Raw genomic sequence first — 14,920 nt, forward strand, 5'->3', positions numbered from 1 at the left:
TTAGTTACAAATGATTTTTAGCTAAATTATAACTACAAAAAGAGCCGCAACTTAATAAGGTGCGGCTCTTTTTAGTTGTACGCGTTATTAAAATGCGTAGCTTATTTCTGCGCCATACGTTACCGGATCGCCATAGTAATTTAAACCACCAATAAACACTCCAGAGGCATCACCCAGCGGCACACCATTGATGCGGTATTCTTCATCGGTAATATTTTTACCCCAAATCGAGGCACTAAAGTCGCTACCAGCGATTCTTTTTAAAGACACACGGGCATTCAGTAAATTGTATTTTTCAATACGGGTATATTGCGCTGACGGTTGATTATGAAACGCAAAGTGGTCATCTACAAAGCTGTAATCGGCGCCAGCGCTAAACTCGCCAAGCGCTGTATCGCTAATATAATTGAGTCCTAACGACCATTTATTTTTTGGGCTGTAGGGAAATTCCGCGCTATTGGTGACATCGTTCGCCTCCCCAGTGTACACATCGTACGTAATAAACTTATCGTACTTAGGATCTAACAAACCATAGTTAAAGTTCAGCGTTAAATCGTCGCTTAATGCCGCCACCAATTCAAACTCTAAACCAGCTACTTTTGCCGCACCGGCGTTTTGAATATCTGAGTACGCCCCTAGGTATTCCGACATTTGCATATTGGTAATGTCGTTATAAAACACCGCAATATTGGCTTGAATACGTTGCTCTAACCAGCGCGATTTAAGCCCCCATTCATAGGCAATTACTTCTTCAGGGGCATAGGGTTTTACTGCTAAGGCTTGTGTGGCCGCTTCACCATTAAAGCCCCCGGCTTTCCACCCTTGTGACACTTTTACATAACTGTGAATATTATCGGCTAGTTCATAATTAAGCGATGCCATGGCCGAGGTGTTATTCCAGGTATCACTGGCGGTGGTGTATGGCAGCGGGAAAAAATAGGCAAAGCTAAAATCATCGGGATGCTCTATATAAAACGACTTTTCTTCGGTAGTCCAGCGCAGCCCCCCCGCAAGCATTAGCTTATCACTCAGGCGGTATTCTACATTACCATAAGCGGCCACTGAGGTAGACTCAACTCCATAATAGTTATTTACCGTACCAAAACCCAACACATACGGGTTATTAACATCGGACTCTTCTTTAAAATAAAACAACCCCGCAACGTAAGTTAAATTATCACTATCACCAATAAACTGTAGCTCTTGTGACAGTTGCTGATGATCTACATGGCGGTAAGTGTGAAAGCCTAAAAAGTCAGCACCGTCATAGTCGTTGCCATCGTTGTAGTCTATTTCACGCACAGCGGTAATTGACTTAATGGTTAAGTTATTACTTTGTTGCCAGCTTATGGTTAACGCGTGACCGGAGCTTTTTGAACGGTCATAAATCGCGCCATCCAACGCGCCACTTTCTTGGCGATGTTTGGTGTCTTCGGGCATCACCGCGGCAACATACACTTGCCCTAATGGCGGGGTATTATTTTTATCGCTGCTGTCGTAGGTATAGTAAAACTCTAAGTTATCACTGTATTCATACAAAGCACCAAAGCGCAATGAGGTGGAATCAAGCTCTTTAAATTTGCTAATTTCTGAGTTGACAGCCAGGTTATCGTAAAAACCGTCGCGCTGTTTTTTATTGGCGGTAAAGTTAAAACTCAGTTTATCGTTAATTTGTGCCGAGTCTGCCGTCACATAAAAATCTTTTAAGCCATAATTACCCGTGCCAAGGCGTACTTCGCCAGTAAACTCGCCGCTGGGCTTACGGGTCACTATGTTAAGCGCACCACCAATGGTGTTTTTTCCATACAATGTTCCTTGTGGGCCGCGTAATACCTCAACGCGGTCAATCGCGGCGACATCAAATAAGCCCCCCACATTTTTGGATACAAAGACGCCGTCGACATACACGCCGGTTGTGGGCTCCCAGGTCACCGCAGGATTAATTGTAACCGAGCCACGAATAGCAATGGTCGCACCGGTACTGCCACCTGGGGTTTCTGAAATTTGCATATTCGGGGTATACACACTGAGATCTTCAACATCGGTAATGCCTTTATCGGCCAGTGCCTGCGAGTTAAACACCGTTACTGCGGTCGGTAACTCTTGTAAGTTTTGCACTCGTTTTTGCGCGGTGACTTGGATCACTTCCAAGCCTTCCTTTTTCGCGCTGGGTGCTTGGGCTGCGGCAGCCGTATTTGCCATGCTAATTAGGGCTAACGCAATGGCTGCATGGAGTGGTTTTTTATTTATATTCACGGTCTGATCCTTGTTTTAAATGACACGCGCGTCACAATAACTAACGGCAAGTTCGCCGCTTAACACGTGTTCAACAGTTAACGAATTTAGCTGAGACTGTTACAAAATTGGCTTGCTGCATCGCGAGTTCATTGGCTCAACAGCCACAATAAATGTACAATTTTTATCCTCGCACACTCTGCTAAAAACTAAATAGTCCGCATGAACGATGGTTGAAAATAAGGCGTAATAACAATGGCTAAAAGGAAGGATCTGAAGAAAAAATGAGCACTGCAGCCAATAAACGGCAGTGCCAGCCTAGGAAGCTAGTCGGCGGTAACTTGTGCCGCCATCATCTCTTTAAACTGCGCATGGTGTGGTGGTAATAAGCCCCATTCACCTCGTGGGTCGTGTTCTGGGGCAACAAACACCGTACGTTGATGACTAAACGCTAAAAAGCCTTCACGACCATGATAATGCCCCATACCCGACGCGCCCACGCCACCAAAAGGTGCATCGTGCAGCGCCGCATGCATTAAGCAATCATTTACCGACACGCCCCCTGAGCTAGTATTCGCCAGTAGCTGTTTAAGCTCGTCTGGCTGTTCGCCAAAATAGTACAGCGCTAACGGTTTAGCACGGCTATTGATATCGCTAATCACCTGCTCAAGCTCATCGTAAGGCAGCAAAACCAGTGCCGGGCCAAAAATTTCGTGCTGCATTATATGCGCATCCTTATTCGGCGCTATCACCAATTGCAGCGGTAAGCGTTTATCTGCTGCCACTAATGCCGCAAGACTGGTAACCTCATGGCTACTGCGCACGTCGTAACCGGCTGTTCGTGCCTGCTCAACTAAATCAACCACGCGCTGACTGTGCTGGCGGTTAACACTGGGTACAAAATCGGGGTTATCGGTTATTTGCGGATAAAACTGGCGAAAGCTCTCCAGCAAACGCGTTGCTGCTTGGTCTAATTTATTTCGTGGCACATAAACAATGTCGGGACTAACGCACAACTGGCCACCATTATTGCTTTTTGCCAAAGCTATTCGTTTGCAGCTTTCGGCTAAATCGGCACTCTCACTCAGTACTACCGGTGACTTACCGCCAAGCTCAAGGGTTACTGGTACTAAGTTTTCAGCCGCTGCCGCCATGATTTTTTTACCCACCTCGGTACTGCCGGTAAAAACTAAGTGATCAAACGCCAGTGCACTAAATGCAGCGCCCACATCTGCCCCACCGGTAACCACACTGACGAGTAACGGGTCGATGTGTTTGGCAAATAATTCGGCGACTAACGCCGCGGTGTGGGGTGTCACTTCTGAGGGCTTAAGGATGGCGCGATTACCCGCGCCTAACACACAGGCTAACGGCGCAAGTAAGGTATATAACGGGGCATTCCACGTGCCTATAATACCCACACTGCCTTTAGGTTGATATTCAACCCGCGCGCTACTGCCTAGTTGGTCATAGGGCGCAAACACCGCGCGAGATTCACTTTCTAGCCAAGGCGTTAAGTTATCGCGGGTGTATTTAAGGCTGCCAAGTGAGCCTATAATGTCGTTCATAATCGAAAACGCCTGGCTACGCCCGCCAAAGTCAGCCTCTATTGCCTCAACAAGTTGTTGGTGATGCTCAACCACTAAGTTTATAACCTGTTGAATGCGCTCTTGGCGCTGTGCTGCGGTGACGCTCATTTGCTGTGTATGTGCCTGTTGTTGACGCTGCAACAAGGTCGCCATCGTGGCTAAATTATTATTCATTCGATATATCCTTAGTAGGTTACTGGCTTACTTGCCTAGCAATCGTTACTTGCGGCCGTTACCGCCGTTTTGCATTGCACGTTAACTGATTGCGCTATGCGCTGCTTCCTTTCTAAGCGTTTTTGCGCAAATTATCCTCGTCCACTTGGACGAGCTGAGCGATTTAAATCGATTCAGCGCAGCACCCTGTAGCAAGCAAATTACGACTGTAAAAATCCCCCTTTAAGCGCCGCCAGTGAGCTTGGCTTTCGCTGCGCAGGGTTTAAATTAGCATAAATAATCAGCTTATTAATCAATGTAATAGTAAATGCATTTGCGGTTTAGTCCATAAAGACGATGATGAAAAACAGTCAGATCACGATACTGCAGTTATATAACAGTAATAAGGTGAGTTAACATGGCACAAGCAGAATTTGATAGTCAGGCATTTAGACAGGCGCTAGGTAGTTTTACCACCGGCGTCACAATTATTACTGCCACCGCCCCGGATGGCACTCCTGTTGGGCTTACCGCAAACAGTTTTAACTCTGTTTCGCTCGACCCTCCCATGGTGCTTTGGAGCTTGGCAAAAACCTCGCTGAGTGTTGCCGCGTTTAGCGAGGCTGAGCATTGGAACGTACATGTGCTGTCGCAGCATCAGCAAGATCTGTCCAATAAGTTTGCCGCAAAAGGCGAAGACAAATTTACTGGCACACAACTTGAGGCTGGTGTTAGCTCTGCTCCACTGATCGCCGATTGTAGCGCGCGTTTTCAGTGTCGCAACATGGTGACCCACGATGGTGGCGATCACCTTATTTTTATTGGTGAAGTGCTTGCGTTTGATCATCAAGCACTGCCGCCGCTGGTGTTTCAGCAAGGTCAGTATGCCATGACTGCGCGTAAACCTTGGGCCGCGGTTAATTTATCCAGTGAGCCTACCGCGCCACAATGTAGCTATAACGAAGATTTATTAGGTTACTTACTGGGCCGTTCACATTTTCAAATGCTTTACCGCATGCGCAAAGTACTCGATCAGCAAGCTTTAGAAGACTCGCATTTTTTTGCTTTATCAGTATTAAATATTCAGCCAAACCTGAGTTTAGAGCAGCTTAATACTCACCTAGATTACACCGGTCACAGTGTCAACCTTGACGATATGGCGTTTTTAGAGCAGCAAGATCTGGTGTGCCAACTAAGCGAAGACAATTATCAACTTACCAGCTCGGGCCGAGAAACCTCGCTGCACCATATTGCACAAGCCAAAGTGATTGAAGAGGAGCTTATTAACGAGCTCGGTGCCGGCGACGTGATGGCATTAAAACTATTGCTTAAACGCCTGATCCATCAAACCGATCCTGGCTTACCTGATCTGTGGTCTACAGAGGATAAAAATTCATGAGCGACCTACACCAGCATTTAGCACAAATTCTTTATGATGCGCAGCAACAGCGTACCCCTATTGCGCCATTAATTAACACTAACCCTGAGCTCACTATCGACGATGCCTATCAAATCTCGTTAAAAACACTGGCTATCCGCACTCGTGCGGGGGAAAAAGTGATTGGCAAAAAAATTGGCGTCACCAGCGAAGCGGTGCAAAAAATGCTGAATGTGCATCAGCCCGACTTTGGCTTTTTAACCAACACCATGCACCACCCCGATGGCAGTACGATTAGCCTGAAACAGTCGCAGTTAATTCAACCACGCGCTGAAGGCGAAATTGCCTTTTGTCTGAAACACGACTTACAAGGCCCCAATGTCACCGCTGAACAAGTGCTGGCGGCAACTGACTGGGTGGCACCGTGTTTTGAAATTGTTGATTCGCGTATCGAAAATTGGCAAATCAGTATTGTCGATACCGTGGCCGATAACGCCTCGTGTGGGGTATTTGTGATTGGCGATAAACATACCGATCCTAGTAGGTTGGATTTGGCCGCCGCCACTATGGTGGTTAAGCACAATGGCAAACAAGCAGTAACCGGCGTGGGCTCAGCAGTGCAAGGTCACCCTGCGCAAGCCGTGGCGTGGCTGGCAAATACGTTGGGGGAATACGGCATAGAATTTAAACAAGGCGAAATTATTCTATCGGGGGCACTGGCTCCTTTAATAGATGCTAACAGCGGCGATCATTTTAGTATGGAAATCGACGGTCTCGGTTCGTGCTCTGTCAGCTTTTGCGATTAACAGTTAACCCACGAGGGAAAGTAACATGAAAAAGATTAAATGCGCCCTGATAGGTTCAGGAAACATTGGCACCGATTTACTGTATAAGCTGAAACGCAGCGAAATATTAGAGCCGGTTTGGATGGTGGGCATCGACCCCGACTCAGAAGGCTTAGCACGTGCCCGCGAACTAGGCATTAAAACCACCGCTGATGGTATCGATGGCCTATTAGCGCATATTGCAGCCGACGAAATCAAAATCGCGTTCGATGCCACCTCCGCTTATGTGCACGCTGACAACTCCGCTAAAGTGAATGCTAAAGGCGTGTTGATGATAGATTTAACGCCAGCGGCCATTGGCCCGTTTTGTGTGCCGCCAGTTAACTTAGAACAACTCAATGCCGACATTAAAAACGTTAATATGGTTACTTGTGGCGGTCAGGCCACTATTCCTATGGTGGCTGCGGTATCGCGCGTACAGCCCGTAGAATACGGTGAAATAGTCGCCACCGTATCCTCTAAATCGGTCGGCCCGGGTACGCGGCAAAATATTGATGAGTTTACCCGCACCACGTCAGGCGCCGTAGAGCAAATTGGCGGCGCTAAAAAAGGTAAAGCGATTATTATCATTAACCCCGCTGAGCCGCCGTTAATGATGCGCGACACCATTCATTGTTTAACTGAGACAGAGCCCGATCAGGCCGCGATCACCGCCTCTGTGCATCAGATGATTGCTGAGGTACAAAAGTATGTACCAGGTTATAAACTGAAAAATGGCCCGGTTTTCGATGGTCGTAAAGTGTCTATTTTCTTAGAAGTTGAAGGTTTGGGCGATTACCTGCCTAAATATGCCGGCAACCTCGACATTATGACCGCCTCGGCTGCGCGCACCGCAGAAATGTTTGCCATCCAGATGTTGGGCCAAACACCCTCTGACAGTCAATCTTAAGGAGTAATCTCATGAATTTAAAAGGCAAAAAAGTTACCCTGCACGATATGTCATTACGTGATGGTATGCATGCAAAACAACATCAAATTAGCATCGATGAAATGGTGGCTGTGGCAACAGGACTGGATCAAGCCGGTATTCCGCTGATTGAAGTAACCCATGGCGATGGCCTCGGCGGCACGTCGCTTAACTATGGTTTTCCTGCTCATAGCGATGAAGAATACCTCAGTGCTGTGGTGCCAAAAATGACTCAAGCAAAAATTTCGGCGCTATTAATTCCCGGTATTGGCACCGTTGATCATTTAAAAATGGCCTACGACCACGGCGTTAGCACGATTCGTGTGGCCACCCACTGCACCGAAGCAGACGTTTCACAGCAGCATATTAGTGCCGCACGTAACATGGGCCTAGATACCGTGGGCTTTTTAATGATGGCGCATATGATCACCCCAGAGGAGATTCTTGCTCAGGCTAAATTAATGGAGTCTTACGGCGCTAACTGTATTTATTGTACCGATTCGGCCGGCTACATGTTGCCTGATGATGTTACCAGCCGTATTGCGCTACTGCGCAGTGAGCTTAACAGCGACACCGAAATTGGCTTTCACGGCCACCATAACTTAGGGATGAGTATTGCTAATTCACTGGCGGCAATTGAAGCCGGTGCAAGCCGTATTGATGGTTCTGTTGCTGGCTTAGGTGCCGGTGCCGGGAATACCCCATTGGAGGTCTTTACCGCAGTTCTTGATCGTATGGCAGTTAATCATGGTATTGATTTATATAAAATTATGGATGTTGCCGAAGATATTGTGATGCCAATGATGGATCAACCTATTCGCATTGACAGAAACTCATTAACGCTGGGTTATGCCGGTGTTTATTCGTCATTTTTATTATTTGCCGAACGCGCAGAGAAAAAATACGGCGTACCGGCCCGTGATATCTTACTTGAACTTGGCCGGTTAAAAACCGTGGGGGGGCAAGAAGACATGATTGACGACACCGCGATGACCATGGCGAAGGCCCTAAAGGCAGCGCAAGCTTGAACATAAACAACTCGACTTGGCGCCAACATGCTTTACTGTTGGTGCTCACGTTATTTTATATTGAAAGCTTTGTCGGGCGACAAATTATGGCGGTGATGATTGAACCCATCAAAGCTGAATTTGGCGCCTCAGATGCACAAATGGGGCTATTAACTGGCCTTGGCTTTGCCATTGTGTTTACATTAACCGGTTTATCGGCTGGTCGTCTAGCCGATAGAGTGAACCGCACTCGGTTATTAGCCGCCAGTGCGTTAGTGTGGGGCATTATCACGGCGCTTAGCGGCCTAACCGCCGGTTTTATTAGCTTGTTGTTGATGCGGATGCTGGTGGCCGTTGCAGAAGCGCCGGTAACGTCAGCCTCTTTATCATTACTGTCTGACAGTTACCCAATTGAACGACGTTCATTTGCCATTAGTTGTTTTACCTCCGGCGCTACTTTTGCCGCTATTATAGCGCTCACCTTAGGGGCGTACTGGGTAGAACTGTATGGCTGGCGAGCAACGTTTTTTATTATTTCGACTCCCGCACTATTTATTGCTTTTTTACTGTTTTTTGTCATGCCCGAGCCAATGCGTGGCCAGTTTGATGCCCTCGACAGCCAGGCGATAAAACCTGCACCAGCCACTTTGAGCAACGGCTTTAGGGCGTCAACTAAGTCGCTTTTAAAGCGCAAAGACTATGTGCTATTAGTGGCCGCCAGTGCCATTGCCACCTTAGGCGCCAATGCGTTTGGGATGTGGAACGCCACATTTTTAGTACGTAGCCACGACTTAACACTGAGCCAAGCCGGCATGATGGCAGGCTTTGCTGGGGGCGGTGCCGCCGCCATTGGTATTTTATTAAGTGGCTACCTAGCCGACAGAATAGCTAAGCGTAAGGGCGTGCTATGGCTGCCGATACTGGGGCATATGCTTGGCTGGCTGTTTCTTGTTATTTATTTTTTGTGGCCTAAAGGCTTAGCAAATGAGTATTCGTTTGCTGGCATTCCGTTTGCCATGTTGTTTTGCACCTTAGCCAGTTTCTTTTCTGTGTGGTGGGTGAGCCCGAGCTTAACCTTGCTCACCTCCCTAGTTCCTACAACGCAGCGCGCATTAGCTATTTCAATGCAAACCGTGCTGATTACTTTTTTAGGCTTAGGCGTTGGGCCTATGCTGGTGGGCGTGCTCAGTGAATTATTTAATGACTTTGCAGGGGTTGAATCGCTGCGCTATGCGTTACTGTTTAGCAGTTGCACCACCTTAGTCTCTGTGCTGTTATTAATTAAGTTAAAGGCGTACCGAGCAGCACAGCTCAACAAAAATATTCAGTAAGTGACCCGTCGTTTATTTACTATCAATCAACAATGTCAGGAGTTTATTATGTCAGTTACCGCCGTTACAGGTTCAGCGTCAGGAATTGGCGCCGCCGTTTGTGAACAACTACGCGCAGCAGGCCATACCGTGATCGGCATCGACCGTCATCAAGCCGAGGTGATTGCCGATTTATCATCCCCTGAAGGACGTGCCGATGCCGCAAAGCAAGTGCTCACGTTATCAAACGGCACGCTCGATGGCTTAGTATGTTGTGCCGGCCTTGGCGTGACCGCACCAAGCAGTAGTTTAGTGGTGTCGGTGAATTATTTTGGTACAACCGAGTTAATTGAATTACTTCACCCTGCCCTCGCAAAAGCCGAGCAGCCAGCCATTACCGTTATTGGCTCGGTTGCCGCCAGCCAGCAAGTGGCCAACCCACACCCTATGTGCGAATTGATGCTCAATAATGACGAGGGCGCAGCCCGCGAATTGGCGGATAAGCTGGGCGAACCACAAATAGCCTATTCTGCGTCTAAATACGCGCTAACTGTGCATTGTCGTCGTTTGGCCGTTCAAAGTGGCAGTACGGGGGTACGCATAAACTTAGTCGCACCGGGTGCCATTGAAACGCCACTGCACGAAGCCTCTAAGAACGACCCGCGCTTTGGCGACGCGGTACGTAACTTTGTCGCGCCCATTGGTCGCAATGGTCAGCCTAGTGAAATAGCCGATGCGGTGAGCTTTTTACAATCGCCACAAGCCGCTTTTGTGCATGGCAGTATTATTTATGTGGATGGGGGTATGGATGCCATGATGCGCAATGGCAAGTTTTAATCGCTTATTTTTAACCGTTTATAAGGAAATAACATGACCTCAACAGTGAGCACAGACAAGGTTCGCGCCTTTGAATCGATTCGTCATTTTGATATCAGCACCGAGGTATTGGTGTGCGGTTATGGCGGCGCAGGCGCGGCTGCAGCACTAGAAGCGGCCACTTTAGGAGCTCAGGTGACCATTTTAGAACGTGCCAGTGCTGGGGGTGGCTCTACCGCATTATCAAGTTGCGAAATGTACTTAGGCGGCAGTGGTGGCACCGCATTACAACAAGCATTAGGGCTAACAGACAGCACCGAAAACATGCTGGCTTATTTACGCGAGGCACTTGGCCCCTATGGCGATGAAGATAAAATACAGTGCTATGCACACGGTGCTGCCGCGCATTTTGATTGGGTTGAATCATTGGGTGTGCCTTATAAACGTGCCGCCTTTTTAGAGCGTACTGTGGTGCCGCTCAGCGATGAGTCATTGTTATTTACCGGAAATGAAAAAGCCCACCCGTTTAATAGCGTTGCCACACCAGTGCCCCGCGGCCATGTGCCCTCTAAAGTGGGCGACGAGGGCGGTAAAATATTTATGGACGCCATCATGCAGCGCATTGCTGCTAAGGGCGCCGAGGTGATTAATGATTGCCGCGCAATTGCGTTAATAGTGGATAAAAACAACCGCGTGTGCGGTGTGATTGCCAAGCGCGATAACCGTGAAATTGCAATTCGCGCTCACCGTGGCGTGATCATCACCACCGGCGGCTTTGTTATGAACGACACCATGACACGCCAGTATATGCCTGAGCTTCGTGAATATTGCATGCCTTACGGCAACACCTTTGATTTGGGTGACGGTATTCAATTAGGCCAAGCCGTGGGTGGGCAAACAATTAATATGGAACAGGCGTTTATGTCGTTTCCACTTTATCCACCGGCCAAGTTAACCTATGGTATTTTGCTTAATAAATACGGCCAGCGCTATATTAATGAAGATGCTTATTTAGCCAGACTGGCACATTATTCTTGCCAGCAGGCTGAGCAAAAATTTTATTTACTGGTTCAAGAAGAAGACTATGAGGCATCGCACTATTTACAGCGCGCCGCTATTATTGCCACCGGCGATAGCATTGCCGAGGTAGCCAGTGAAGCCCCCTTCCCTGCTGGTATGCTGGAACAAACGGTGTGTTATTTCAATCAACACGCGATTGATAAACACGATCCACTGTTTCATAAAAGTGCTGAATGGCTAAAACCGTTAACGAAACCCCCATTTGCCTTATTAGAATATTCCGCGCGTGAAATGGGCGCTATTATTACCCCTGGCACCAAAGGCCCGTTAATATTTACCCTAGGGGGGCTAAAAACACGCACCACGGGTGAGGTCATTAACTTAAATGAGCAGGTTATTTCGGGCCTTTACGCGGCAGGTCGCGCAACCGCAGGACTCCCCCGCACCGCAAAAGGTTATGCCAGCGGCATGTCGGTGGGTGATGCCACCTTTTTTGGTCGACTCGCAGGGCGCAGTGCCGCCCAGCATCAGCCCTTGTAACGCACTGTTCCATCCTAATTAATCGTTATTACTCAAACCACAGCATAACAATTTAATTATGAAGCTAAGCTGTGCAGCAGCTCTGTAACTTATTGTTTGGCTTTAAGTGCGTATGATAGACAATAAATGAAGGGAGAGTTTGAAGAATAACAAGCGGTTGTGAAAGGATATATTAACAGCAGCCTAGTACGCTAAGCTGCTGTAGTTTGAAAGTACGTTATTCCGTTTTTAACACTCGCCCTAAGGTCACATCACCTTCAATGGTGGTACGGTTTATCAACCGCTTCACGCCAGGCTTAGTGCCGGTGGTACAGTGCATTGCCCGCCAGTTATCCCACAACACCATGTCACCTTCGCGCCATTTATGAAAGTAGGTAAATTCTGGTTTTTCACATGGGCAACTAATCGCTCTAGCAACTCGATAGATTCATCATTGGATAAACCAAATTGCTGTGGAGTGACAATTCTATCAAGAAATTGCTCAACCACTTCCAGCACTTTACGGCCACTAATTGGGTGCGTTACCACCATAGGGTAAGCCGCATCGGCAAAATCAGGAAAGCCAATATCGGTGGGTTTTTTCGGACTATTAGGGCCGGGCTCATAGCCGTCTAAGTTCACATAGCGCATATGACGGCGTTGCATGCTAAAACTATACACCACTTCTAGCTTTTCAATTAAGGCTTTAGTGTCGTCATCCAGCGCGTCGTACGCTTTCGCTAAATCGCCAAAGCCGGTCATGCCATCTTCTGCAGCCACCGTCAAGGCGCGTAATAGCGCGCCATGATTGGGCCGCGCGGTATAATGTAAGTCCATATGCCAATCGAGACGACCCACAATTTCTTCGCCTTTATAAAAAGCCGTTTGAAACTTATCCATGGGCCCGCCATTTTGCAGCACAAACAACTCTGGGTAGGCGTCGCTGGTGGTCACTTTTAATGGGTGTAGCTCTAATGGGCCAAAAATACGGCTAAACTCTATTTGCTTTTCAGGAGTAATATCTTGATCACGAAATAATAAAATAGCGTGTTCGTACCATAATGCTTTTAACTGTGCTTTTATTTCATCGCTGAGCGGCTCGTTAATATCGAATCCCGATACTTCTACGCCAACATTATCCAGCGGAGTGACTGTAAGCTTCATCTTATATTCCTTCTACTTAGCTAAGTAGGTCCGATAACGTTAATCAACTAGACCAGGATCACGGCGTAATTCTTTACGCGCCATAGCTTCCCATACAAACGGAAAGCCATTGTCATCAGCAATCGATACTTTTTTCACTTCAGCATCACTGAGTGGCTGCCCGCCGCCGCCAACTTCAACTTCATAAGCACGCTTGCTACGCCACTCTAAAGTAATTGCTCTGAGGTGCGCTTGGCGCAAATTCTTACCAACCACTAACGAGCCGTGGTTAGCCAGTAATGCCCACTTCGCATCGCCAAGTGCTTCTACGGCTGATAAGCTGGTGGCCTCATTTTCAAAGGTGCCTTCGTATTCGTTATAAAGTGGTAACTCTACGCCACAATACGCACTCGCTTGGTCGTATACCGGTGGCACACGCTGCATACACGCCCAAATGCCACTCCAGTGCGGATGGTTATGAATAACCACATGTACGTCTGGTCGCATAGCATGCAACTGCAAATGTAGGCCAATGGCCGGGGTCACATTCCAATCACTATCGAGCACATTCCCTTTTGGGTCTAATGTAACGATATCGCTGGCGGTTAACTCTCCCCACGCCAGCTCCCATGGATTAGTTAAAATATTGCCGTTTTCTAAGCGGTAAGTAATATGTCCGGCAATATGCTCATCCCAGCCTTCACGAACCAGCATACGGCACATAAGCGCAACTTGTGCTTTTTCGCTTAACTCGGGTAATAATGCTTTGCGACCCGGACGAGTGGCAAAACGCTCTAGCATTGATTGATTGAGGCCATCATATTTTTTCATTGTTATTTTACCTTCCTGTTGCACTGCAATTTAATATGTTAAATCATGGTTAAAATAATAGGTCTGAGCGGCTAATAATGCTTGTCTGATTGCGCCAAGTTGTTATCCGATCTGGCCATTAGTGACCATTAGCGCGCCGCAAATAGCGCATGGCGAAACGCCGTTGGCGACAACCCGGTCCATTTTTTAAAGGCGCGATGAAACCCCGAACTATCGGCATACCCTAACTGCTGTCCAATGCGGGTGATTGATAACGTGGGATCGCTTAAATGTCGTCTGGCATGTATTTCTCTTACTTGATCAATTAACTGCTGATAACACCAGCCTTGGGCTAATAATTTGCGGCTCAACGTACGGCAACTGCAATGTAATTTCAGCGCGGCGTCGTGCAGTGAGGGGGGGCTTGCGGGGTCTTCGACGATAATTTGTGATAGCCGCCAGGCGATGTCACCATGATTACGGGTAATGCTTTTTTCTTCGCACAGTTGTTTATAAAAGTTAACGCTTTCTGGACTCGACTGCGGTAGCGGTTGATCCAAAATGGCGGCATCAAAAAACAGTTGGGTTACTGGGGCATCAAATTCGATGGGGCAATTAAAAATACTTTGATAACGCGCTACATGCGCCGGCGCCGAATAATTACAGCGCAGCTTAGTAATGGGCAATGCTTGGCCCAGTACCCAACGACATGTGGTGACAATATTGGCCAGTAAATCTTCGATTGCTAATAAGCGCAACTCACCCAACTCGGCTTTGGCATCAATTTGATAACAGCCTTCGGCTTCGATTTCACTAAAAGAGGTCACCATTAAATTACCGGAAAATCGGCCTGAGTAATTTTGATATTTTAGCCCAACGTGGCTGGCATCGCGCAGGGTGGCACTGCTCATCATTAAATAAGCGAGTTGGTCGTGGGTGGCGATAGAGCGTTTTAAACCGAGTATTAACCCCAAATCGCTGCCGCTATAGCCTTGCTGCGCGTCAGCTAATAAGCCTCGATGTTGCTTTGCATTGATCAACACATTCGGTTTATGCAGCGCATCTCTACTGATACCATTGTGGGTGGCAATGGCATCACTATCCATACCTAAACTCGCTAAAAAATCGAGTAACCAAATAATATAACGCGTATCAGTATTAACCATTTACCCCTCGCTTAGGTGATAA

Annotated in this window: 11 protein-coding genes and 1 pseudogene; 7 read left to right on the top strand and 5 right to left on the bottom strand. The window is 47.6% G+C overall.

All coding sequences use genetic code 11. From position 1 onward, the window contains the following. Positions 1-87: 87 nt before the first annotated feature. A complete protein-coding gene (locus tag ABYB02_RS03085) occupies positions 88-2,256 on the bottom strand; it encodes a TonB-dependent receptor (RefSeq protein WP_372760952.1) in 2,169 nt (722 codons plus the stop codon). A 305-nt stretch (positions 2,257-2,561) separates the two neighbouring features. Further along, entirely contained in the window at positions 2,562-3,998 is a 1,437-nt protein-coding gene (locus ABYB02_RS03090) for a coniferyl aldehyde dehydrogenase (protein WP_372760954.1), read from the bottom strand. Between the two features lie 397 nt (positions 3,999-4,395). Here ABYB02_RS03090 and ABYB02_RS03095 point away from each other — a divergent pair, with 397 nt between their 5' ends. From ABYB02_RS03095 to ABYB02_RS03125, 7 genes are read left to right on the top strand one after another with little or no spacing between them, the layout of a single operon-like run. Continuing rightward, complete coding sequence (locus ABYB02_RS03095) at positions 4,396-5,376, top strand: flavin reductase (RefSeq protein ID WP_372760956.1); 981 nt, start codon at positions 4,396-4,398, stop codon at positions 5,374-5,376. Next, the gene (locus ABYB02_RS03100; RefSeq protein ID WP_372760958.1) at positions 5,373-6,161 is read left to right on the top strand and encodes a fumarylacetoacetate hydrolase family protein; all 789 of its coding nucleotides are present in this window, start codon (positions 5,373-5,375) and stop codon (positions 6,159-6,161) included. The genes ABYB02_RS03095 and ABYB02_RS03100 overlap by 4 nt, the downstream gene beginning before the upstream one ends. A gap of 25 nt (positions 6,162-6,186) precedes the next feature. Beyond that, positions 6,187-7,089, top strand: coding sequence for an acetaldehyde dehydrogenase (acetylating) (locus tag ABYB02_RS03105; RefSeq protein ID WP_372760960.1), 903 nt, complete (start codon positions 6,187-6,189; stop codon positions 7,087-7,089). Between the two features lie 11 nt (positions 7,090-7,100). Then, positions 7,101-8,135 carry a 4-hydroxy-2-oxovalerate aldolase gene (gene dmpG, locus ABYB02_RS03110; protein ID WP_372760962.1) on the top strand — a complete coding sequence of 345 codons (1,035 nt, stop codon included), beginning with the start codon at positions 7,101-7,103 and terminating at the stop codon, positions 8,133-8,135. Then, positions 8,132-9,445 (top strand): MFS transporter, encoded by a 1,314-nt coding sequence (locus tag ABYB02_RS03115; RefSeq protein ID WP_372760964.1) that lies wholly within the window; start codon positions 8,132-8,134, stop codon positions 9,443-9,445. Before dmpG ends, ABYB02_RS03115 begins: the two co-directional genes overlap by 4 nt. Positions 9,446-9,493: 48 nt before the next feature. After that, positions 9,494-10,261 (top strand): SDR family oxidoreductase, encoded by a 768-nt coding sequence (locus ABYB02_RS03120; protein ID WP_372760966.1) that lies wholly within the window; start codon positions 9,494-9,496, stop codon positions 10,259-10,261. A gap of 33 nt (positions 10,262-10,294) precedes the next feature. Continuing rightward, positions 10,295-11,800 (top strand): FAD-dependent oxidoreductase, encoded by a 1,506-nt coding sequence (locus tag ABYB02_RS03125; RefSeq protein ID WP_372760968.1) that lies wholly within the window; start codon positions 10,295-10,297, stop codon positions 11,798-11,800. Between the two features lie 217 nt (positions 11,801-12,017). Here the strand turns inward: ABYB02_RS03125 and ABYB02_RS03130 are convergent. From ABYB02_RS03130 to ABYB02_RS03140, 3 genes and pseudogenes are all read right to left on the bottom strand, one after another. Next, positions 12,018-12,943 (bottom strand): annotated as a pseudogene (locus ABYB02_RS03130) (TauD/TfdA dioxygenase family protein). Between the two features lie 39 nt (positions 12,944-12,982). Next, a complete protein-coding gene (locus ABYB02_RS03135; RefSeq protein WP_372760970.1) occupies positions 12,983-13,753 on the bottom strand; it encodes a class II aldolase/adducin family protein in 771 nt (256 codons plus the stop codon). A 128-nt stretch (positions 13,754-13,881) separates the two neighbouring features. Further along, on the bottom strand, positions 13,882-14,898 hold the full coding sequence (locus ABYB02_RS03140; protein WP_372760972.1) for an AraC family transcriptional regulator: 1,017 nt from the start codon (positions 14,896-14,898) through the stop codon (positions 13,882-13,884). Positions 14,899-14,920: the final 22 nt, after the last annotated feature.

The sequence above is a fragment of the Pseudoalteromonas sp. genome (assembly GCF_041613455.1).
GTDB lineage: Bacteria > Pseudomonadota > Gammaproteobacteria > Enterobacterales > Alteromonadaceae > Pseudoalteromonas.

Excerpts from the sequence above, each read along its gene's own strand:
- ABYB02_RS03120 (WP_372760966.1), top strand. The coding sequence starts at position 9,494 with ATGTCAGTTACCGCCGTTACAGGTTCAGCGTCAGGAATTGGCGCCGCC.
- ABYB02_RS03105 (WP_372760960.1), top strand. The coding sequence starts at position 6,187 with ATGAAAAAGATTAAATGCGCCCTGATAGGTTCAGGAAACATTGGCACC.
- dmpG (WP_372760962.1), top strand. The coding sequence starts at position 7,101 with ATGAATTTAAAAGGCAAAAAAGTTACCCTGCACGATATGTCATTACGT.
- ABYB02_RS03100 (WP_372760958.1), top strand. The coding sequence starts at position 5,373 with ATGAGCGACCTACACCAGCATTTAGCACAAATTCTTTATGATGCGCAG.
- ABYB02_RS03125 (WP_372760968.1), top strand. The coding sequence starts at position 10,295 with ATGACCTCAACAGTGAGCACAGACAAGGTTCGCGCCTTTGAATCGATT.
- ABYB02_RS03095 (WP_372760956.1), top strand. The coding sequence starts at position 4,396 with ATGGCACAAGCAGAATTTGATAGTCAGGCATTTAGACAGGCGCTAGGT.
- ABYB02_RS03135 (WP_372760970.1), bottom strand. The coding sequence starts at position 13,753 with ATGAAAAAATATGATGGCCTCAATCAATCAATGCTAGAGCGTTTTGCC.
- ABYB02_RS03090 (WP_372760954.1), bottom strand. The coding sequence starts at position 3,998 with ATGAATAATAATTTAGCCACGATGGCGACCTTGTTGCAGCGTCAACAA.
- ABYB02_RS03140 (WP_372760972.1), bottom strand. The coding sequence starts at position 14,898 with ATGGTTAATACTGATACGCGTTATATTATTTGGTTACTCGATTTTTTA.